Annotated in this window: 21 protein-coding genes, 1 tRNA gene and 2 pseudogenes; 16 read left to right on the top strand and 8 right to left on the bottom strand. The window is 42.1% G+C overall.

Going from position 1 to position 19,999, the window contains the following annotated elements; genetic code table 11:
* Window positions 1-181 precede the first annotated feature (181 nt).
* From GXP67_RS05560 to GXP67_RS05550, 3 genes are all read left to right on the top strand, one after another.
* Window positions 182-604, top strand: a complete 423-nt coding sequence (locus GXP67_RS05560; RefSeq protein ID WP_162441746.1) for a DUF3997 domain-containing protein — start codon at window positions 182-184, stop codon at window positions 602-604.
* A gap of 116 nt (window positions 605-720) precedes the next feature.
* Entirely contained in the window at window positions 721-1,176 is a 456-nt protein-coding gene (locus GXP67_RS05555) for a hypothetical protein (protein ID WP_162442240.1), read from the top strand.
* A 178-nt stretch (window positions 1,177-1,354) separates the two neighbouring features.
* Window positions 1,355-1,711, top strand: coding sequence for a hypothetical protein (locus GXP67_RS05550; protein ID WP_162442239.1), 357 nt, complete (start codon window positions 1,355-1,357; stop codon window positions 1,709-1,711).
* 307 nt (window positions 1,712-2,018) lie between these two features.
* On the opposite strand, the gene GXP67_RS05545 is transcribed toward GXP67_RS05550, so the two are convergent.
* Both GXP67_RS05545 and GXP67_RS05540 read right to left on the bottom strand, forming a co-directional pair.
* Entirely contained in the window at window positions 2,019-3,191 is a 1,173-nt protein-coding gene (locus GXP67_RS05545) for an IS91 family transposase (protein ID WP_162442238.1), read from the bottom strand.
* Entirely contained in the window at window positions 3,188-3,997 is an 810-nt protein-coding gene (locus GXP67_RS05540; protein WP_232065269.1) for a tyrosine-type recombinase/integrase, read from the bottom strand. Before GXP67_RS05540 ends, GXP67_RS05545 begins: the two co-directional genes overlap by 4 nt.
* A 266-nt stretch (window positions 3,998-4,263) precedes the next feature.
* Between GXP67_RS05540 and istA the strand changes: the two genes are divergently transcribed.
* Both istA and istB read left to right on the top strand, forming a co-directional pair.
* Window positions 4,264-5,829: an IS21 family transposase gene (gene istA, locus GXP67_RS05535; protein WP_162442237.1), complete on the top strand. Its 1,566-nt coding sequence runs from the start codon at window positions 4,264-4,266 to the stop codon at window positions 5,827-5,829.
* Window positions 5,830-5,852: 23 nt separating this feature from the next.
* Window positions 5,853-6,572, top strand: a complete 720-nt coding sequence (gene istB / locus GXP67_RS05530) for an IS21-like element helper ATPase IstB (protein WP_162442236.1) — start codon at window positions 5,853-5,855, stop codon at window positions 6,570-6,572.
* Here istB and GXP67_RS05525 read toward each other — a convergent pair.
* Window positions 6,555-6,743 (bottom strand): hypothetical protein, encoded by a 189-nt coding sequence (locus GXP67_RS05525; protein WP_162442235.1) that lies wholly within the window; start codon window positions 6,741-6,743, stop codon window positions 6,555-6,557. The genes istB and GXP67_RS05525 overlap by 18 nt on opposite strands.
* Window positions 6,744-6,933: 190 nt before the next feature.
* Here GXP67_RS05525 and GXP67_RS05520 point away from each other — a divergent pair, with 190 nt between their 5' ends.
* From GXP67_RS05520 to GXP67_RS05505, 4 genes are all read left to right on the top strand, one after another.
* Entirely contained in the window at window positions 6,934-7,563 is a 630-nt protein-coding gene (locus GXP67_RS05520; RefSeq protein ID WP_162442234.1) for a hypothetical protein, read from the top strand.
* 188 nt (window positions 7,564-7,751) lie between these two features.
* Window positions 7,752-8,375 (top strand): hypothetical protein, encoded by a 624-nt coding sequence (locus tag GXP67_RS05515; RefSeq protein WP_162442233.1) that lies wholly within the window; start codon window positions 7,752-7,754, stop codon window positions 8,373-8,375.
* 257 nt (window positions 8,376-8,632) lie between these two features.
* Window positions 8,633-9,988 carry an IS110 family RNA-guided transposase gene (locus tag GXP67_RS05510; protein WP_162442232.1) on the top strand — a complete coding sequence of 452 codons (1,356 nt, stop codon included), beginning with the start codon at window positions 8,633-8,635 and terminating at the stop codon, window positions 9,986-9,988.
* 117 nt (window positions 9,989-10,105) lie between these two features.
* Window positions 10,106-10,615, top strand: coding sequence for a hypothetical protein (locus GXP67_RS05505; protein WP_162442231.1), 510 nt, complete (start codon window positions 10,106-10,108; stop codon window positions 10,613-10,615).
* An 80-nt stretch (window positions 10,616-10,695) separates the two neighbouring features.
* Here the strand turns inward: GXP67_RS05505 and GXP67_RS05500 are convergent, their stop codons facing one another.
* From GXP67_RS05500 to GXP67_RS05490, 3 genes are read right to left on the bottom strand one after another with little or no spacing between them, the layout of a single operon-like run.
* A complete protein-coding gene (locus GXP67_RS05500) occupies window positions 10,696-10,866 on the bottom strand; it encodes a hypothetical protein (RefSeq protein ID WP_162442230.1) in 171 nt (56 codons plus the stop codon).
* Between the two features lie 28 nt (window positions 10,867-10,894).
* Window positions 10,895-12,067 (bottom strand): IS91 family transposase, encoded by a 1,173-nt coding sequence (locus GXP67_RS05495; protein WP_162442229.1) that lies wholly within the window; start codon window positions 12,065-12,067, stop codon window positions 10,895-10,897.
* The gene (locus tag GXP67_RS05490; protein WP_232064953.1) at window positions 12,064-12,402 is read right to left on the bottom strand and encodes a tyrosine-type recombinase/integrase; all 339 of its coding nucleotides are present in this window, start codon (window positions 12,400-12,402) and stop codon (window positions 12,064-12,066) included. The genes GXP67_RS05495 and GXP67_RS05490 overlap by 4 nt, the downstream gene beginning before the upstream one ends.
* 15 nt (window positions 12,403-12,417) lie before the next feature.
* On the opposite strand from GXP67_RS05490, the gene GXP67_RS05485 reads away from it, so the two are divergent.
* The 5 genes and pseudogenes from GXP67_RS05485 to GXP67_RS38175 form a co-directional block, all read left to right on the top strand.
* Window positions 12,418-13,404, top strand: a complete 987-nt coding sequence (locus GXP67_RS05485; protein WP_232064951.1) for a group II intron reverse transcriptase — start codon at window positions 12,418-12,420, stop codon at window positions 13,402-13,404.
* 110 nt (window positions 13,405-13,514) lie between these two features.
* Complete coding sequence (locus tag GXP67_RS05480; RefSeq protein ID WP_162442226.1) at window positions 13,515-13,964, top strand: hypothetical protein; 450 nt, start codon at window positions 13,515-13,517, stop codon at window positions 13,962-13,964.
* Between the two features lie 125 nt (window positions 13,965-14,089).
* The gene (locus GXP67_RS05475) at window positions 14,090-14,560 is read left to right on the top strand and encodes a hypothetical protein (protein WP_162442225.1); all 471 of its coding nucleotides are present in this window, start codon (window positions 14,090-14,092) and stop codon (window positions 14,558-14,560) included.
* 634 nt (window positions 14,561-15,194) lie between these two features.
* Window positions 15,195-15,353, top strand: a complete 159-nt coding sequence (locus GXP67_RS05470) for a hypothetical protein (protein WP_162442224.1) — start codon at window positions 15,195-15,197, stop codon at window positions 15,351-15,353.
* A gap of 107 nt (window positions 15,354-15,460) precedes the next feature.
* A pseudogene (locus GXP67_RS38175) lies at window positions 15,461-15,700 on the top strand (hypothetical protein); the annotation flags it as partial.
* Window positions 15,701-15,873: 173 nt separating this feature from the next.
* Here GXP67_RS38175 and GXP67_RS05465 read toward each other — a convergent pair.
* Both GXP67_RS05465 and GXP67_RS05460 read right to left on the bottom strand, forming a co-directional pair.
* Window positions 15,874-16,791, bottom strand: a pseudogene (locus GXP67_RS05465) (phage integrase SAM-like domain-containing protein); the annotation flags it as partial.
* A gap of 157 nt (window positions 16,792-16,948) precedes the next feature.
* Window positions 16,949-17,021, bottom strand: a tRNA-Thr gene (locus tag GXP67_RS05460).
* 684 nt (window positions 17,022-17,705) lie between these two features.
* On the opposite strand from GXP67_RS05460, the gene GXP67_RS05455 reads away from it, so the two are divergent.
* A complete protein-coding gene (locus GXP67_RS05455; protein WP_162442222.1) occupies window positions 17,706-18,737 on the top strand; it encodes an SDR family NAD(P)-dependent oxidoreductase in 1,032 nt (343 codons plus the stop codon).
* Between the two features lie 282 nt (window positions 18,738-19,019).
* Window positions 19,020-19,946: a sugar phosphate isomerase/epimerase family protein gene (locus tag GXP67_RS05450; protein ID WP_162442221.1), complete on the top strand. Its 927-nt coding sequence runs from the start codon at window positions 19,020-19,022 to the stop codon at window positions 19,944-19,946.
* The last annotated feature ends 53 nt before the right edge of the window (window positions 19,947-19,999 follow it).

Genomic DNA, 19,999 nt, shown 5'->3' with positions numbered 1-19,999 from the left:
AATTGGATTAGCTGCTTTATTAGGATTGAAAAATCCCTTTAAAGTGAGAACATAAAGAAGGGCGAAAACCAGCACCTAACACCAACTTCGTCCGATCAGCAGCCCATTCCAAGCTTAACCTAAGCACAAGGGCTTGCCGCCGGGAAGCTTTGTTCCATTGTAGGCAAGCAAAAATACTTAAATGAATAGAAGCAGGTTTCTTGTATTAAGGATTGGATTAATACTTACGATAGGGGTTGGATGTCAAAAAACATCTCCTCCGGAAACAATGATTTTTGGACCGGGACATCAAGACTATTCCAAACCAATTCAAAACGGGTACTTGCTCTATAGAAGTTCAGCTCATGAAGTTTTTGTTTCCCCAGAAACCTGGGGAGAGAATACTCCCAGGATACCCAGTGAAATAATTAGAATTAATCATTATAAAACTTTCGTTATAGCAGAAAGGCGAGTGGCAACAGTTCAAGAAAAGACTGATTATTGGATACTTAACACGAAAGTACCCACAGTATGGGGTGGAATGACAAAGGAAGAAATGAATAATAAAATGGATTCTTTACAGATTCCTACTTCGATTCAATTAATTGCGGTGGATGTATATTAAAAGCCTGCCTACAACACCAGGCAAACCGTTAACCGGCCCTTTCCCAGCACAGTGCTCCACCGCAGCGGGATCGGTCTCCGGTTGCCTTTGATTCGTTGGCAGTAACTTTAATAAAAATGAATAGCATATTTAAAATAGTAATTTCAATTCCAATACTTTATGTGCTTAATCTTACAACAATGTGGATTAGTGGGACAGATCTACTTATAAAAAAAGCTATTAATAACACACATACAACTTTCCCAACTTATCAATGGACTAGTCAGGTAAATGTGCTTTGCAATATCGAGTTAGATTCTAAACATATAAAACATTTTCAAACTGTTTTTCAAGGAACAATTGCAAAACCCATATTTTCTCAATTTGATTTAGATGACGATACATCCCCTTTCGATAAGAAAGAAGATAATTATTATTACTTCGTTCAATTAAGAGAAAATAATTTGATTCCAAAAAGTACGATTTACGAAGGAGAAACAATTGAGGAATATGGAGCTGCAGGAGAGACAGATTATATTTGGCTTTTCTTTTGTTGGATAAAGATACAAGAAAGATCACTAGGAATCTCATAGATAAAAAGTGTACTGCCAACATCGGCTTTAGACGCTCACCAGCCTGCCAAACGCTCAAATCTGACGCAAGAAGGCTTGGCGTCGTAAAGCTGTGTCCATTGGCTGTAATTCATAAAAATCTTTGTTACATCTCTTTATCCAATAGTAATAAATAGAAACTATTAAATTCTAAATAAAAATGAATTTCTACAAAGTGTTGAAAAGAATATCATGTTTACTACTAGCTGTGGGTCTATTTGCTTCTTGTGAAAAGGATGAAGAAACAAATTTCACTCTAACAGGAGATGTAAAAATCACCTTTCTTAATAAAGCACAATTAAGCACAACTTTTCATCCTGAGATTTATGTGGTAGGTGAGTACAGAAGTCCACTAAAAGGATTACAAATTGATGAAAAAGGAGTTAGTACGGTTGAGGATCTCAACTATGGAAATTATATGTTAGTCTACTACATTCCTGGTGCAGATCAAGCCAATAGCTATTATAAAGCTTTTCAAATAAAAGCAGGAGAAGTAACAGAACTAACCATCCAATAGTGTGTGAAACAATAAGTACTACAGCCAACATATAAGGGTTCATGGGGTGGTCTTAACCCACCATGAACCCTGTGTTGCACGAAACCGGGTGGTTTAACCTGCCCTTATTTATGGGGAATCAATCAATAGAGAAGAAGCTTCTGGGTGAAGCGGTAGTACACTAAAAGAAGATAGTGTAAAAAAAGGAAGAGAAAAGATCTCACTATTTGTAAACTGAGCAGCCGTGTTGGCTCCAAGTAAGGTGACTATATTCCAACATGGGCAATAACTTTCCCGGCCAATTTTTTGAGTGGCTTTTTTATTCTACTCAGGCAGTTTTCAAGTGTAAAGCTATCGATAGCAGGTAAGCCCTATCAGGTGGGGAACGGGCTGCTTCAAAGCGCAAGATTTCTCTCATGCGGCCTTTGCTGCAGCAAGGACACAGGTCTATATCATAGCCTAAGCGTTCTTTGCAGATGCTTTTCCAGTCCGACACTCTTTTTTCCGGCGTAGCTACTCTCAAATCTTGTCTGGCCAGTGCTAAATCATGGGCTTTTGCTTTGGAAGACAAAATGCCATAGTGGCGGATGCGGACAAACTTTGGTGGCAGAATGTGCAGGCTGAAACGCCTGATGAACTCAGTAGCCTCCAAACTCATGGTTTTCTTTGCTGCTTCTTGCCGGTAATCTTTGTAAGCGAAGCTCACCTTGCCATCCTCTATACTTTGGAGGCGGTGATTGGAGATAGCTACTTTGTGGGTGTAACGTCCCAGATATTCAATCACCTGAGCAGGACCTAAGAAAGGCCTTTTACAGTATACCACCCAGTCTTTGGCAAATAACTCTTTCCATAGCCCATTATCCACCTGTGCTTTATTAGCAGAAAGAAAGCTTCTCAGTAGTGAGACATAGCGAGCACGGAACACTTTACTGAGTGCTTTGACCGGGAAAAGATATTTACCTGTACTTCTGGCCTTTTTCCAGTGGCCACTCCCAGAGATCCCTCCACCCGGCACAATACAATGCAGATGTGGATGCAGTGAGAGGTTCTGTCCCCAGGTGTGCAGAATGGAGATCATACCTGTTTTAGCACCCAGATGCTTGGGATTATTGGCAAAGCTGTTGATCGTAGACCAGGCTGTCTTGAAGAGCAAAGCATAGAGTTCTTGGGGATACTGCAGGCACAATGGGTTAAGGGAGTGAGGCAAGGTGAAGACCACATGAAAGTAGCTGACCGGTAACAGGTCTGCCTCCCTTTGCATAATCCACTTTTCACGATTGGTAGTCTGACACTTAGGGCAGTGTCTGTTGCGGCAGCTGTTGTAGCTAATACGCAGGTAGCCACAACTATCACAGGCATCTATATGGCCGCCTAGTCTGGCAGTACGGCAATGCTCAATCGCCTTTAGGGTGGAGAACTTGTGAGCAGAGACTGCATGCGTGGCCATAAACTCATGTAAGTGAGCCGACAGTATATGGGCTAACTCTAGGGCAGGCTTCATGCCTCCTTTGTATAGAGGGTATCTAGAGGAGAGAAAGGAGCTTTTCTGCCAAGTCCTGCCATGTGCAGATATACAAGGGTAGTTTCCAGGAAGCTATGGCCTAAAAGTTCTTTGATGGAGACAATATCCAATCCATCTTCTAGCAGATGGGTGGCATAGGAATGGCGCAGGGTATGTACACAGATGCCTTTCTTTTTGATGCCCGCTTTACTAACTGCATCCTGCATGAGCCATTGCACGCCTTTGCGGCTGAGCTGCGAGCCATATTCCTTGCCATTGAAGAGGTAGTAGTGGGGTTTGCAGGCAGACAGGTAGGAGAGCAGTCCTCTTTTCATCAGCTGGGAGAGGGGTACATAGCGGTCTTTTCTTCCTTTGCTTTGGCGAATGTGGATCTGCATGCGGTCAAAATCTAAATCTGAGATCTCAAGCCGGCATACTTCCTGCATGCGAAGGCCTGCTGAATAGATTAAGGCCAGCAGCACCCGGTGCTTTAACAGACGGGGTGCTTTGAGCAGAGCTTTGACTTCCTGCTTACTGAGGACCGCTGGCAGTTTGTGTACTTTAGGGATGGAAGGTAGGCGGATAGCCCGGTCATCTCTGCCGGTAAGCCGGTAGAGCAGGCGCAGGCCATAGACAGCATGTTTGAAAGAGCTTTTAGAAGGCTTGTTCGTTTTCTTCTGCAGCATCCACAGGTAATCTCTGACCTGATCTTCGTCTAGTTCGGTAGGCAACTGATTGTAGTAGAGAGCAATCTGAGCCATGTGGCGGGAGTAGTTTTTTAACGTGCTCAGACTTCTGCCAGACAGGGAGATATCCCTTTCCAGCTTGTTGTTGGAGAATCCGGAGCATGCTGACCCCTTTTGAAGCCCCGGATTCCGGCAAGTAAGTAGCTAAAAAGCTGCAGATTATGTCATTCCGGCAGATATTGACCCCACTTTTGAGCAGCTATAGCTACTAATTCCGGACTCTACCAGCCCTTGCAGGAAAGATTCCGGACGATGCTGACCCCCTTCTGCTCGTAAAAGACTACAGGATTTGGTTCTTTGGTGATCACTTACCAAACAGAGCACCGATGGCTGGAAAACCAAAACCTATGAGTCAGATCAAACAACTACTGCTGCTGCATCAGCAAGGTAAAGGCATTAAGTTCATTGCCCGCAGTCTTTCCCTGAGCAAGAATACGGTCAAGGCGTATCTTGCCAAAACAGCCCTGCTGCCATTAAGCGTGGAGCAACTGCTGTCCCTAGCCGATCCGCTGCTGGAAGCAAAATACCATGCCGGTAATCCTGCCTACAAAGACACCCGCTTTGACCACTTCAAAGAAAAGCTCGACTACTTTGCCTCAGAACTCAAGCAGGTAGGTGTCAACAGAAGATTGCTGTGGGAAGAGTATAAAAAAGAGTATGCCCAAGGCTACGGCTACTCCCAGTTCTGTTTCCACCTCTCTCAGCAGTTATTGGCCCGTAAACCTACCATGGTCCTAACTCACAAAGCGGCTGAAAAACTATTTATCGATTTTGCCGGAAAAAAGCTTTCCTACATTGACAAAGACACCGGCGAAGTGATCTATTGTCAAGTGTTTGCGGCTTGTCTGCCTTATTCTGACTACAGCTTTGCCATGGCTGTTCCCAGTCAAAATATAGAAGACTTCCTGTATGCCCTCCGGTGCTGTTTAGAAGAGATCGGTGGTGTGCCAAAGGTGCTGGTACCGGATAACTTAAAGTCTGCCATTGTGAAAGCCAGTCCCTATGAACCGGATGTTAATCGTGCCATGGAAGATTTTGCTAATCATTATGGGGCAGTGGTGATTCCGGCCAGAGTGCGTAAACCACAGGACAAGGCCTTGGTAGAAAACGGGGTAAAGCTGATCTATAACAGGGTCTATGCTAAACTGCGCCATCAACAGTTCTTTGATCTTTCCTCCCTCAATAAAGCCATCAAGGAGAAAATCCGTGAACATAATCAAACCAGGATGCAAAAGAAGCCCTACTGCAGACAAGAAAAATTCTTAGCCGATGAAAAACACCTACTTGGGCCACTGCCAGACTATAGTTTTGAACTCAAGTATTACCGGGAGTTGAAAGTGGCCCAGAACAACCACATCTACCTGGCTCAGGATAAACATTACTACAGTGTACCCTACACTTACATTGGCTTGCAGGTAAAAGTGATCTACACCCGCTCGATGGTGCATATCTACAGCAAAGGCGAGCAAATAGCTTTGCATGTGAGAGATTACCGCATGGGCAGCTATACCACTATCAAAGAACACCTGTGTTCCCACCATCGGCACTACCTGGAACGTAGCCCGGAATACTACCTGAAAAAAGCCCAAAGTAAATCAGAAGAGTTCTACAAGCTTTTGGAAGGACTCTTCCAGCAGAAACGCTATCCTGAGCAGCTATACCGCACCTGTGATGGCTTGTTGCGCCTGGCAAGCAGAAGTGATGCAGATAGCTTCCGCAAAGCATGTTTGATTGCTATTGAACATGGCAATTACACCTACCGCTTTATGCGCAACCTACTGGAAAACAACATGGTGCATGACCAGGAGCAGATTATAGAACGGTCCTTGCCGGAACATACTAACATCCGGGGCAAAGAGTATTATACCCAATTTTTATCCACCCTCAACTAATCTACTCCTAACTAACAAAACAGATGATGCAAATCCAATCCCAACTCAGTCAGTTGCAACTCCACGGAATGAGTCGCAGCTGGCAGGCACTGCTAGAGACAAGAAAATGCCATGAACTCTCCTTGAGCGAGGGACTCGAACTACTGCTGCAGGCAGAAGAAAATGAGCGAAAGGAACGAAAGTTCCGCCGCTTGCAGCGCAATGCTTTTTTCCGCTACCAGGCTTCTATAGAAGAATTGCAGCCGGGTAGCGCACGTGGCTTAGATAAATCCCTGCTCAACGGGCTGGCCACAGGAGAGTACTTAATCAAAGGGGAGTCCATCCTGATTAGCGGTGCTACTGGAGCAGGCAAAAGTTTTTTAGCTTCTGCTTTAGGACACCAGGCCTGTGCACAGGGATATTCAGTAGCTTATTTTAATGTAGCTAAACTGCTGCTGAAAACAAAGATGGCCCGGGTAGATGGCAGCTTAATCAAGTTCTTTGAGAAGCTATCCAAAACCCGCTTACTGATTTTGGATGACTTTGGCTTAACCCCTTTAGAAGCAGGACAGCGATTAGACCTGATGGAGATGATCGAAGACCGCCATGCCCGTGCCTCTACCATTATTGCTTCTCAACTACCGGTCAGCAGCTGGTATGAAGTAATTGGGGAAGCAACTATTGCCGATGCCATCCTCGACCGGCTGCTGCATACCTCTTACCGAATAGAGTTGAAAGGTGAAAGTTTAAGAAAAAAACACTAACATTGTCAGACCATCGGGTTCTTTGAACCACTTCCTTTTTGGTGTGTCAGTATCGCCAAAGGGGGTCAACATCACCGGAATATCCATGTTGTAAAGGAGAGAAAATCCGCTTACCTTCAGGCAAGCCTGTTGGATAAAAGTAGGGTGGGTGTTAGTGTTTGGTGTTGACATAGTGGTAAGAGTTTGGTGAAACATACTCCTATAACTATTCCCACCTACCAACAGGCTACCGTAGGTTTAGTGCAACACCCAACTCAAACCGACAACCTGCCCATTCTAAGCGCAAAGCCACAACACAAGGGCATGGTGTGCGGGAGTTGTTGAGTCGTTATGGGCAATTTAGAAAAAAACAGACCTTAAAATGAAAAAGAGAACCTATAAAGTATTACTTGGATTAGTACTTATATTATTAGCAAGCTGTGAGAAAAAAACAGCAGAGCCAGAAATTACCTGTCCGGAACTTTACTTTTACGACAATGGACAAAAAGTGAAGTTAGATTTGTATCTGGATAAGATCTTTGTAACATTTAAGAATGCCAATGGTTACGCAGAGAAAAATGAAGCAATTGCTCAATTCAACGTTTTACAAAAAGTAGAAGTGGCCGATGAAATACAATGTGGTGCCTGTTCAGTACCTCGTTTAAGCCATTCGACAGACTGTAAACAAGTCTATAAAGCAATTACAACTCTTCACCAAAGCCCCGAAGTAATTTATACCAGCCCTTGTGTGATGTCTAGGGATGGAAGCATAAAAATTGTCACTGATTATTTCTTAGTGAAGCTGAAAGCGACCACTTCACAGGAGGAAGTGAACAGCTTGCTGCAAGAGTATGGTATAATTGGCAAACATGGATTTTATGATAATTCTCTTGAGGGTGGTTTTCAGGTAGATAAGACTTCAAAGGCTAATGCATTAGAAATGGCGAATCTATTTTATGAAACGGGAAAATTCGAGTATTGTATTCCTCATTTTATTGAATGGCATAAATAACATGCCCATAACGCCAGCTTCAACCGACAACCAGCCCTTGCTTATCTCAGGGCTACACCGTAGCGGGTCTGGTTTGCGGGAAGCTTTGCTCCATTAGGCAACATAAAATCAATTTAAAGTTTGTGAGAGGTATAATTACTTACTACCAGGAGAATTGAAGTATTAAAAGAGAATACTCAAGCTTTACAATGAAAAGAATTTTACTAAGAACAATAGGTGGGCTTATTGACTTTTATTTTATCAGCTATCTGTTAGGTATAGGAATGATGTTGCTCACGATGATAAGTGGCTCTCTTTCTTCCTCTTTTATTCTCATTTCGATGGGCCTATCTGTTATTGGGGTTATAGCTTATCATCTTTTCCATCGACGATTTATACTCTTAAGTCCAGGTGAAAATATAATAGGCATAGTTGATGAGCATAATAAGAGTTTAAGTGTATCTCCCTTTACAATCACCAGAATACCAATTTTTATTTTGTCGCTATTGACCTTAGCCTTAACAGGAAATTTATTAGATGGTCTTTCTAATGGAAGGGTTTATGATTTTCTCAGTATTATTCTATTTAGTTTAATTAGTGGATGCTTTTATTATGGGATGAGGACTTTCTTTATAAAGCCTCAACTCATGGCTATCGTATTAATAAGTATAGGGTTAGTATTAACAGCAAGTACCTTGACCTACCACGTTTCCCAACCATACCTGGATGTAAAGACTACAGTAAGAAATGCATTTCTACTTTTGGCAGCTCTATGGATGATTGGTGGTGCGATATACATAAAATATAAGAAAAGAGAAATAAACGTTGCCTAACATTCTGGTATTCCGGAAGAAGCATTGATTTCTTGGGCTAACGTAGGTACTTTTGTTTTGTCCTAAGCTAGACCAATTTTTTTCTGGTGTTTACAGCCCGTGACACATTCTGGTCAGAAATGTAAAAAGCCCTTCTGCTCCAACAGAAAGGCTTGAGATGATTTCAGTGGAGGAGCTATCAGCTACCCCGATCAGTATATTTTCATATCAAAGATACATTTCCTTGGGACTTTTTCAACTTAATCAAGTAAAGAAACATGAAAAACAAGTCTGTATCCATGGAAGTCATTAACCGCAATGCTGCCGGTATTGATGTAGGAAGCCGGTCACATTATGTAGCTATCGGCCAACAACGAGAAGATGTGAGAGAGTTTGGCGTTTACAATGAGGATCTAAGCCAATTGCTGGCTTGGCTTAAGGCAAATCAAATTACCACCGTAGCTATGGAAAGTACTGGTAATTACTGGCAGAGTTTATTTTCCTTTCTACAAGAAGCAGGATTAGAGGTATACCTGTGCAATGGTAAATTCACCAAAAACATCAAAGGCCGCAAAACCGATGTGCAAGATTGTCAATGGATACAGAAGCTACATAGTTTGGGGCTACTCAGTAGTAGTTTTCTGCCAGACCTAGCCACTGAACAATTGAGAACTTATTGCCGGCATCGCACTTCCCTGTTGGAGACCTCTGCGATGACCACACAAAAGATGCAGAAGTACCTACGATTGCTCAATCTTCGTTTAGATATAGTGGTCAAAGATGTCTGTGGACTGACAGGTTTGCAGATCATTGAAGCTGTCTGTAAAGGAGAAACCAATCCACAAGTACTAGCCTCTTTTCGTCATGGTAACTGCCGTAAATCAGAGGAAGAAATCGCCAAAGCCCTGCAGAGTAATGGGAGGAAAGATTACCTGTTTGGCTTACAACAGGAATTTGACCTGTATAAAATCCTGCAGGCAAAGATGGAGCAATGTGATGTAGCTATAGCAAAGCTACTTTCTGAGCAGATTGAAGGGGATGAGACAAAAAGAGCTTTACAGGCGGAGGCTAAGCCGCATAAAAAGGTGAACAAGAATACGCCAAAAAATATGGACTTGAATCAACTTGCTTATCAGTACTTTGATGGGGTGGACCTGATGCGCATTGAAGGAGTGAGTCATGCAACAGTGATTGCCCTAATGAGTGAGGTAGGCTGTGAAGGGATCAAAAAGTTTGAGACATCCAAACAATTCACCTCTTGGCTCAGATTATGCCCCAATATAAAAATTAGCGGCGGTAAAGTATTAAGTAAAAAGATTGCCAAAGGCAGTAATCGTTTAAAAATTGCGCTCAGGTTAGCAGCCAACACAATAGGCAATCTCAAAGACACCCATCTATCAGATTTCTTCAACCGCATCAACTATAGAAAAGGTAGAATAGCCGCTATCTCAGCCACAGCTCGAAAGCTGGCAGTCATTATCTGGAATATGATCGTCAAACATGTACCCTATAATCCGCCTAGTCAATACTTATTTATGGATCAGAAAAGAAAGATGAAACTAGTACAAAGGATCAGAAATAAGATTGCTAAATTGGACTTGAAGCCTGAGGATGTGGGCTTCGCTATGAACTAAATTTAACTGTAGACATAGACGTTAGTCAGTATTAAACCTGCCAGCAACCGTGCTGCCGATGCAAAACCTCATCAAGCAACGGTATGTGGAGGTTCATGCTCCATTAGGTGCTAAATAATGAAATCAAAAAAATTAAAACTATTTAATCCGTCAGATATCGAAGAGTTAAAATCTTCTCTAGTCTCTGATCAGAAATTCCTAAAAGGGATTTGGAAGCTCTTGGCAATGATTTTAGTTGCTACGCTTTTTTTAACTTATATACCTGTGGAAGGATGGCCTGTTAAAAGTTGGGATGAATACATGATTAAGTTTATAATTGTTTTAACCCCTTTCCTATTATTATTCCTTTCGTTTTGGCAGATAACATATAGTCCATTGTACCAGAGAGTGAAGCAAACTCAATCTGATTTAGCCCTGATGCATAAGTGGACCTTTGTTACCACTGTTATGGGAAAAACAATAGATGAAAAAAATCAATCGGTCACACTTACCACTACTGAACAAGAAGAATTTACTATTGACATAAGTGAGCAGGAAGACTATACTGTGGGAGATCAAATTTATGTAGAACTCACACAAACATCGAACTTGCCACTTAAAATAGAAAGAGTAAAAATCAGCACCTAACATATAAGGGTTCATGGGGTGGTCTTAACCCACCATGAACCCTGTGTTGCACGAAACCGGGTGGTTTAACCTGCCCTTATTTATGGGGAATCAATCCATAGAGAAGAAGCTTCCGGGTGAAGCGGTAGTACACTAAAAGAAGATAGTGTAAAAAAAGGAAGAGAAAAGATCTCACTATTTGTAAACTGAGCAGCCATGTTGGCTCCAAGTAAGGTGGCTATATTCCAACGGGCAATAACTTTCCCGGCCACTTTTTTGAGTGGCTTTTTTTAGCCTTCTTTAGGCAGTTTTCAAGTGTAAAGCTACTGATAGCAAGTAAGCTGCCTCGGGTGGCGAGCGGGCCGCTTGAAAACGCAGAATTTCTCTCATGCGGCCTTTGCTGCAGCAAGGACATAGCTCTACATCATAGCCTAAGCGTTCTTTGCAGATACTTTTCCAGTCCACAGCTATCTTGTCTGGAGTAGTCACCCTCAAATCTTGTCTGGCTAGTGCTAAATCATGGGATTTTGCTTTGGAAGACAAAATGCCATAGTGGCGGATGCGTACAAATTTTAGGGGAAGAATGTGCAAAGAAAACCTTCGGATGAACTCATCAGCCTCTAAAAACATGGTTTTCTTTTTAGCCTCTTGCCGGTAATCTTTGTAAGCGAAGCTCACCTTGCCATCACTTATACTTTGGAGACGGTGATTAGAGATAGCTACTTTATGGGTATATCTGCCCAGGTATTCAATTACCTGGGCAGGACCCAAGAAAGGCCTTTTACAGTATACCACCCAGTCTTTGGCAAATAACTCTTTCCATAGCCCATTATCCACCTGTGCTTTATTAGCAGAAAGAAAGCTTCTCAGTAGTGAGACATAGCGAGCACGGAACACTTTACTGAGTGCTTTGACCGGGAAAAGATATTTACCTGTACTTCTGGCCTTTTTCCAGTGGCCACTCCCAGAGATCCCTCCACCCGGCACAATACAATGCAGATGTGGATGCAGTGAGAGGTTCTGCCCCCAGGTGTGCAGAATGGAGATCATACCTGTTTTAGCACCCAGATGCTTGGGATTATTGGCAAAGCTGTTGATCGTAGACCAGGCTGCCTTGAAGAGCAAAGCGTAGAGTTCTTGGGGATACTGCAGGCACAATAGATTAAGGGAGTGGGGCAAGGTGAAGACCACATGAAAGTAGCTGACCGGTAACAGGTCTGCCTCCCTTTGCATAATCCACTTTTCACGATTGGTAGTCTGACACTTAGGGCAGTGTCTGTTGCGGCAGCTGTTGTAGCTAATACGCAGGTAGCCACAACTATCACAGGCATCTATATGGCCGCCTAGTCTGGCAGTACGGCAATGCTCAATCGCCTTTAGGGTGGAGAACTTGTGAGCAGAGACTGCATGCGTGGCCATAAACTCATGTAAGTGAGCCGACAGTATATGGGCTAACTCTAGGGCAGGCTTCATGCCTCCTTAGTATAGAGGGTATCCAGGGGAGAGAAAGGAGCTTTTCTGCCAAGTCCTGCCATGTGCAGATACACAAGGGTGGTTTCCAGGAAGCTATGGCCTAAAAGTTCTTTGATGGAGACAATATCCAATCCATCTTCTAGCAGATGGGTGGCATAGGAATGGCGCAGGGTATGTACACAGATGCCTTTCTTTTTGATGCCCGCTTTACTAACTGCATCCTGCATGAGCCATTGCACGCCTTTGCGGCTGAGCTGCGAGCCATATTCTTTGCCATTGAACAGATAATGATGAGGTTTGCAGGCAGACAGGTAAGTGAGCAGTCCTCTTTTCATTAAGGAAGACAGGGCATGGAAGAGGCTTTGCAAAAAGCCTGTCCGGCATACCGCAGGCAGGAGAATGGTAAAAGGGTCTGCTATGAATTGCGCCTTGTCCGCTATGCGGATGATCTGGTGGCCATGCATGCAGATTTATCCCAACTACTGAAAGCAAAATCCTTTCTGGAAGAATGGCTTGCACCGATGGGACTGAAGCTAAAAGAGAGTAAGACCCGCATCCTACACAGTCTTGAGCCCTATGAAGGAGAAGCAGGCTTTGATTTTCTGGGATGCACCATCAGGCAATTTGCTACCGGGGAAAGGAGAGGCAAAAAAAATCCGGACGGTAGCCGCTCGGGATTTATCACGCTGACCTACCCAAGTAAGCAAAGCTTGAAAAGGCATTCAGAAGCAATCAAAAACCTGATTCACCGGTATGAGAATGCACCACAGGAAGCGCTGATTGGCATACTCAATCCAATCATCAGAGGATGGGCCAACTATTTTGCAAGTGAGAACGCTTCAGCTTCTTTCAGAAAGATGGATCACTTACTGTTTCTAAAACTGTTAAGTTGGGCCAAGCGCAGGCATGTCAATAAAAGCAGCCGCTGGATATGCCACAAGTACTGGAAAGTAGACTGGGGCAAATGGGACTTCTCAGCAGGTAAGGAGTGTAGGCTTGACTTGCACAGGGAGGTAAAGATCAAAATCCATATCAAAGTCAAAGGAAACAAAAGCCCCTATGACGGAGATTGGCTTTACTGGGCTACCCGCATAGCACGACACCCACAAGTAGGTACAAGGACAGGAAAACTGCTCAAAAAGCAACAGGGGAAATGTAATTGGTGTAATTTACACTTTAATAAGGAGGACCAGTTGGAGACCGACCATATCCTACCGCTGTCAAAAGGAGGAAAGGACGGGTTAGACAATCTGCAACTATTGCATCGGCATTGTCATCACCAGAAAACTGCTGTTGACCTGTATGAAGTGAAAGGGAATAAAGAGAGGTGCTCTTGACAAAGAGCCAATCCAAGGAGGAGCCGGATGATGGGAAAGCTGTCAAGTCCGGTTCTGAAGACCAGTACAGGAGGCGACTCCTGTGCTGAGTTTAACTACCACCAATTAGAATGAATAAAATTCTTCACTTATTACTTGTTGTTTGGTTAGTGAGTTCGTGTCAAGAAAAGCAGGCAGTAGTTGAATACTTGGGTACAAAACAAAAGCTAAACGTAAATGATAAGGATGTAAAACTGATAACTCATCTACCGGATAGTATCATAGTAGGTAGACAAACGCTCTTTAAACTAACTACTTCTAGTAAAGAGCATAAGCTTGTCCAAGCTTATTTTGATTGTCAGGTAGATACAAGTTCATATATTGATACGATTTCTTATAGAATAGCCGATTGCAATAAAAGATTAGCGCTTATCAATGATACGATTGTTGTAGCGCTTAAGCCCCAAAAGAGTGGTGATTTTGTATTTCCTGAAACCATCGTAGCAATATCAAGAGGAAAAGATGGTGTTTTTAGATACCATACTGGTACATTCAAGTATAAAGTAGCAGAAAAACAATAAAGAAAAGGTGGTAACATCGGCTAATGCGGCAACTAGGCTTCCAAAGCGCAAGGCTCCAGCTTGCAGCCATAGTTGCGTTTAGCGATGGTCCATTAGCCACCATTACAAAAAAAACACTTAACTCAATGCGATCAGTGTTCGTTCTAAGTAGTTTATTGCTCATCCTTGCTTGTAATCAAGAGAGAGAAAGTCCTGAGAAAGAAGTTGCCGTTAAAGTTGACTTTCAAATAGAAGATTCTGTTGTTTTGTTGAATAAAAACTTTAGAGTTATCCTTAAAGGAACAAGCCAACAAATTACTTGCCGTGTTGCACAGGACACTGTCTTTCTACCATCTCAATTGCAAGACACTACTTATACGCTTGTATTTGAATATGGCAAGTTCAGTTTAAAGTTTAATCAGGTTTATGCGACTCAATTGCTAGCCGACCAGCGTATGCATTGGCGATTTGGTACTGACAAAAAGCCTTTTAATCTAGTAAATGGAGCAATCTCCTATGAGGATTATGTTAGTGGGCGATATTCATTAATTGAATACTTTAAATTTTACCCGCAAGAACAAGGGTGTGGTATACAATTCGTCAATAATATAGATTAAGTATAAAGACCAAATACATATAACAGTACGGTGGCTAACACCACGTTCTATTAGAAAGTCAAGCATTTTAATAGGATTTTTTTAAGCTGCCATCTAGTAATAGCCATAAGTATTCTCCAAGGCTAACGCCTCCTCAGGTTTAGTTCATCATTTCCCGCTTCCCCTTTACAAGCAAAGATAAGGGTCAGAAATTGCTGTCAAGGGTATATGAACAGCTGCTTACCCACTTCCTTACCCGAGAGCTGCCCTTGACAGCAATTTTTTCCCCTTGAAAAGAGCTTCTAACAGGGGAAGCTACCAGTGTGGGCAAGCCTCTATCGTTGCAGAAGGATGTAAGGGGAGTTTCTGCGAATAACAGCAAACATGCGACTCAAGAGCTTATTTCTAATCGTGTTCAGAATCAACATATGATGTTTGCCTTCTTTCCTTCGGTAATATCTTCGGTATTCGGTATCTCGCTTGAGCATATTCACTGCTCCCATACTCATTGCGTATTCTGGGGATGCTGGTTCTTCCGAACTTTTGATGATTTGGGTTCTGGAGTAAATAGCAACTACAAATTGTTGTGTAGGAAAAGAGGAGCCCTAGTTGAATATTGAATGTTTGTTGCCAGTCACACCAGGATTAGTACTAAATGGAATTTGTTACGGAGAAAAACAGCTTACCTTATCCCTTACAAGCAGCCATCCGGTGGCGCATTGTCCGCTTTGCCAGAGCGGTAACCAAAGGATACATAGCCGTTATGGCAGGAAAGTGGCTGACTTGCCTTAGGCAAATAAAAGAATACTTTTAGAATTACATGTCAGGCGGTTTTTCTGTGATTTGGCAGATTGTAAAAGAAAAGTGTTTTGTGAAAGACTGCCTCCTGCTATAACTGCTTACGCCCGAAGAACCACTCGTATGGAAGAGTATTTGCAAACTTTAGCCTTACAAATGGGTGGAGAAAAAACTGCTCTGCTACTACAATTGTTCAACATTAGTTTGGTGAGTGCAGATACGCTCTTGAACCTGTCGCGGAAAGTAGCCTTGCCCTCCATAATTACTCCTAAGATAGTAGGCATTGATGAGTGGGCCATACGTAAAGGGCAAACATATGCCACTATATTGGTAGATTTAGAGACACGAAGACCGATCGATTTACTACCAGATGATAAATTAGAAACCGTTGAAAAGTGGCTAAAGGAACATCCGGGCATTGAGGTTATTTCTCGAGACCGGGCATTTTTTTGCATAGCTATAATTTCTCGGACATCTGTATTCACCCGGCTGTTGCTCTGTTTAAGCTTTCTTGAAAATAAGCTATCGTTTTTCAGTAGGTCGAGCTCAGTTAACTGCTCATATTTTACTCCAAGCCTTTTTGATAATAATTTTACTACCCTATTGCTTAAAGGGATTTCTACTGGCTTCTTCGTCTTTTTCATCAGAATGGAAATAAAATAGCGTTTCCCAGATAATTTTAAATAAAGTGCATTTAAGCGGCCTACATCTGAAAATCTGAGGCCAGTATAACAGGCTATCAAAAAATAGAACAAGGTATTCTGTAACTTCTCTGATAGACTTTCTGAATCAAACAAATTATGGAGTCCTTCCACTTCTTGAAGCGTTAAATATTCCTTTACGGATTCTTCAGAAGGTATTTCAAAATCTTCAAAAGGATAAATTTTAGTAAGCCCTTTCTTTCTCCCTAAGTTTAGGAACTTACGGATCATGAAGAAATCACTTTTTATCGTATTAGGCTTATCTCCTTTGGCAACTAAATGATATTGATACTTCTGCAAAAAATCAAAAGTAATATGCTGGAATGTGAGATCCGGCCGGTACCTAGCGAGCTTATCAAGACGGTACCTGGTATCGTTATAATATTTAGTACTGATCGTTTTTCTGGAGGCTTCCAGTTCCTGTTTGCTAAAATCTATGAAAAGCAGCTTTCCTTCATTGTTATAGGCCTGAATTATCAGTTCATGGGTAATAGCCCTTCCTTCGTGTTGATAGTCAAGGATAATCTTTTCAATAGAAGCAAGTTTTGCTCCTAAATAAGCATTCAGCTTCATAGAATTTGCTTCTGCCCTACTTGCCTTACCGGAGTTATTATCAAAGTAATCCGGATTAATATATTTACCGGTTAATATTAGTTTTGGCTTCCCATTTATTCTTAACACTATGTAAACAGGAGCTGTACCATCCGGTTTAACTCTGCTTTTTTTACAATATAGTTTGGCAGAAATACTCATTATTATATTAATCCAGGTCTGATATAGGTCTCGATAGTTAATATCGAGTAGCTAAAAATAGACTTTTTCGATAGGAAAAACAAGCCATCTATATCACTTAAAAATGAGGCTAAAAATAAAAAGCCGCTAAATTTTGAAACTTAAGCGGTTTTTTGTGAGCCCACTGCCGGACTCGAACCGGCGACCTGCTCATTACGAATGAGCTGCTCTACCAACTGAGCTAAGAAGGCTTATTGCATTACTAAGGTAACTTATGAAATAACAGGGAATGGCTTCTAAGTAAAAATAGCAAAAATAATCCTGTAAAAAAATAAATCAGGCTTTATTCATCTTTTCTGTGTTGTACAAAAACTGAAGGAATGATTAGTACTCGGCTTAATAGTTTTATAAGTGGCACCTCTTATACATTTTAACCCTAAAATGAATTCCTATTGACAGATATAATGTCAGACTAATACTTTATTTCTCCGGAAAAATACCGTAAACTATACAAATGATCAGGCAAAATTAAAGTCGAGTCATAGTAGGATAGATTCAAAATCGATAAAAAGCCTTGTAAATATTCACTATCATGTGTACAAACTGTTATCATGTCAGAGCGAGGGGCTAAATTGAATTGATAGAAGATTTAAAAAGGATGGGATTTGTAAAGATTGGAATGTGTTTGACTAAAATAAGGTTTGCCACCATACATCATACTCACATAGATTCAATAAGCATTCTGCAAACTCCTTTTTCCTCTCAACTCATCTGATACAATTACGTACATGCAGATAAAACCTGATATAGGCAAAATGGTTATGAAAAGATTAAATTAGAAAGCCAGACATACCAAGAAGCACAAATAGTGTAAGGATATTTTAAACTGGAATTACGCTATATAGTTTTTCACTGTGATTTACACCAAAAATACTATGAACAACAGAACTAACAATGGATTACTATGGGCCGCTATTGGCTTGGGTGCCGTAGCAGCCGTAAGCCTGTTAATGAACAGAAAAGAAAAATATAGTTTCCGCGGTAAGGTAGTGCTGATTACCGGAGGTTCCAGGGGATTGGGATTGGTAATGGCCCGCTTGCTGGCAAAAGGAGGGGCAAAGCTGGCTATATGTGCCCGCGATATAGATGAACTGGAGAGAGCCAGACTGGAACTAGCTGACTATGGAGGCGAAGTGCTTGCTATTCCCTGTGATGTTACCTACCATTCGCAGGTAAGCCAGATGGTAAATGACATCCGTAATCACTATGGCCACCTGGATGTATTGATTAATAATGCTGGTGTGATTCAGGTAGGCCCTATGGAAGCAATGACCCTACAGGAGTACGAAGAAGCGATGAAAACTCATTTCTGGGCTCCGCTGTATACCATGTTGTCGGTAATTCCGCATATGAGGGAAAAAGGCGAGGGCCGCATTGTTAATATTTCGTCGGTAGGCGGAAAAGTGAGTTTACCACATCTGGTGCCCTATAGCGCCAGCAAATTCGCGTTGGTGGGCTTGTCGGAAGGTATGCATGCAGAACTCAAAAAAGATGGCATTGTGGTAACCACCGTTTGCCCTGGGCTTACCCGTACCGGAAGTCCCAGAAATGTAATTGTAAAAGGCCAACATGAGAAAGAGTACGCCTGGTTTGATGTGGTAGATTCTTTGCCGACCAATTCTATGAGTGCTGAAAATACAGCGGCTCAAATTCTGCAGGCATGTAAACGGGGAGATGCAGAACTTATTACCACTCTTTCTGGTAAATTTATTTCAGCATTCCATGGGTTGTTTCCAGGTTCGACTGCCGATTTATTTGCCCTCATCAACCGGATCTTGCCTGAAGCAGGTGAAACCGGAAGTACCGGCCGGAAGAAGGGTTTTGAAAGCCAGTCGAGCGCAGCACCTTCCATATTAACTGTATTGAGTGATAAGGCGGCTGAAAAAAACAATGAAATGGGCAGCTAAATATAATTCAGCGTCATCAATCTGTACACTATCTGCAAATACAAGATAGTGTACAGATTGTATAATCTAAAATTTTATTCATTCTTGAAGCTTCAACTCCAACCTATATTATCTATTCTCTATTAGCGGCTTTCTGTTTATTCATTTCAGGCAATATTAAAGTTGAGACAAGGATGTTCTTTATTAAACATATATTTGTACTTTTACCTGTAAAATCTGTACAACTGGTTATAGATAAGTTGTGTATAAGGAACATTCATCTGGTTTAATCTCATTCATCCTATGTCCACCTATTCGTCCAGACGAAATTTTATCAAACAAGTGGGCTTTGCAGTGGCTGCCACTGCCATTCCAGCCGCCACTTTTGCCAGTTTAGTAAAGGAAACACTGCCTTATAAACTGGGATATGCTTCCATTACCTGGGGAGGTAAAGATGCCCAGGCTATTGAAGAAATCGCCTCTTTAGGATTTAAAGGCATCCAGCTTCGTGCTAACACCGTAGAAACTTATGCCAATAAAGCAGGAGAACTGAAAGAGTTACTTGCAAAGCATAAATTACTAGTGCCTGTGTTTTCCAGTGGAAACATTAATGTGAATGTGGCTGAAAAACAAGCACATATAGACAAGCATCTCAAACATGCCAGATTTCTCAAGGAGATTGGTGGCGGACCATTTTTACAAATCACAAATAATGCACGCCCAAAAGACCGTCAGCCCACAACGCAGGAACTCAAAGACCTGGGTATGCTGATGACAGAGATTGGCAAAAGAACCGCAGATCTGGGAATTACAGTAGCCTATCATAACCATATGAACCAGCTGGGCGAAACTCCTGAAGAAGTAGAACAGATTATGGCTGCCAGCGATCCCAAATATGTTAAATTATTACTGGATGTAGCTCATTATTTTCAGGGTGGGGGCGATCCGGCAAAAGCCATCGTTACCTATAAAGACAGGATTGAAGCCTTTCACCTCAAAGACGTAGAATCGCCGGTTCCGGGCAAAGATGATCCTAAATCTTACCGTTTTGTGGAGCTGGGCCAGGGCAAAGTTAATCTTCCAAGTGTTTTTGCAGCCTTAAAACAAGTAAAGTTTAAGAGCTGGGCAATTGTAGAATTAGATGGGGTACCTGATCCTGTACGTACGCCGTTGGAGTGCGCCAGAATCAGCAAAGCTTATCTGGAAGAAAAACTGGGAACCAAAATCTAGCAGGATAGCCAGGCAGGCTTTGCTCCTTAGAAGAATAAAAACATTCCTGAATC

The sequence above is a fragment of the Rhodocytophaga rosea genome (genome assembly GCF_010119975.1).
GTDB lineage: Bacteria > Bacteroidota > Bacteroidia > Cytophagales > 172606-1 > Rhodocytophaga > Rhodocytophaga rosea.
This window is presented reverse-complemented; position numbering and strand designations above follow the sequence as displayed.

What these genes read in the sequence shown, in the direction of transcription:
- GXP67_RS05515 (WP_162442233.1), top strand. Translation starts at nt 7,752, where the DNA reads ATGAAAAGAATTTTACTAAGAACAATAGGTGGGCTTATTGACTTTTAT.
- GXP67_RS05545 (WP_162442238.1), bottom strand. Translation starts at nt 3,191, where the DNA reads ATGAAGCCTGCCCTAGAGTTAGCCCATATACTGTCGGCTCACTTACAT.
- GXP67_RS05550 (WP_162442239.1), top strand. Translation starts at nt 1,355, where the DNA reads ATGAATTTCTACAAAGTGTTGAAAAGAATATCATGTTTACTACTAGCT.
- GXP67_RS05555 (WP_162442240.1), top strand. Translation starts at nt 721, where the DNA reads ATGAATAGCATATTTAAAATAGTAATTTCAATTCCAATACTTTATGTG.
- GXP67_RS05485 (WP_232064951.1), top strand. Translation starts at nt 12,418, where the DNA reads ATGGAAGAGGCTTTGCAAAAAGCCTGTCCGGCATACCGCAGGCAGGAG.
- istA (WP_162442237.1), top strand. Translation starts at nt 4,264, where the DNA reads ATGGCTGGAAAACCAAAACCTATGAGTCAGATCAAACAACTACTGCTG.
- GXP67_RS05520 (WP_162442234.1), top strand. Translation starts at nt 6,934, where the DNA reads ATGAAAAAGAGAACCTATAAAGTATTACTTGGATTAGTACTTATATTA.
- GXP67_RS05495 (WP_162442229.1), bottom strand. Translation starts at nt 12,067, where the DNA reads ATGAAGCCTGCCCTAGAGTTAGCCCATATACTGTCGGCTCACTTACAT.
- GXP67_RS05475 (WP_162442225.1), top strand. Translation starts at nt 14,090, where the DNA reads ATGCGATCAGTGTTCGTTCTAAGTAGTTTATTGCTCATCCTTGCTTGT.
- GXP67_RS05490 (WP_232064953.1), bottom strand. Translation starts at nt 12,402, where the DNA reads ATGAAAAGAGGACTGCTCACTTACCTGTCTGCCTGCAAACCTCATCAT.
- istB (WP_162442236.1), top strand. Translation starts at nt 5,853, where the DNA reads ATGATGCAAATCCAATCCCAACTCAGTCAGTTGCAACTCCACGGAATG.
- GXP67_RS05560 (WP_162441746.1), top strand. Translation starts at nt 182, where the DNA reads ATGAATAGAAGCAGGTTTCTTGTATTAAGGATTGGATTAATACTTACG.
- GXP67_RS05510 (WP_162442232.1), top strand. Translation starts at nt 8,633, where the DNA reads ATGAAAAACAAGTCTGTATCCATGGAAGTCATTAACCGCAATGCTGCC.
- GXP67_RS05455 (WP_162442222.1), top strand. Translation starts at nt 17,706, where the DNA reads ATGAACAACAGAACTAACAATGGATTACTATGGGCCGCTATTGGCTTG.
- GXP67_RS05505 (WP_162442231.1), top strand. Translation starts at nt 10,106, where the DNA reads ATGAAATCAAAAAAATTAAAACTATTTAATCCGTCAGATATCGAAGAG.
- GXP67_RS05450 (WP_162442221.1), top strand. Translation starts at nt 19,020, where the DNA reads ATGTCCACCTATTCGTCCAGACGAAATTTTATCAAACAAGTGGGCTTT.
- GXP67_RS05480 (WP_162442226.1), top strand. Translation starts at nt 13,515, where the DNA reads ATGAATAAAATTCTTCACTTATTACTTGTTGTTTGGTTAGTGAGTTCG.
- GXP67_RS05525 (WP_162442235.1), bottom strand. Translation starts at nt 6,743, where the DNA reads ATGTCAACACCAAACACTAACACCCACCCTACTTTTATCCAACAGGCT.
- GXP67_RS05470 (WP_162442224.1), top strand. Translation starts at nt 15,195, where the DNA reads ATGGAATTTGTTACGGAGAAAAACAGCTTACCTTATCCCTTACAAGCA.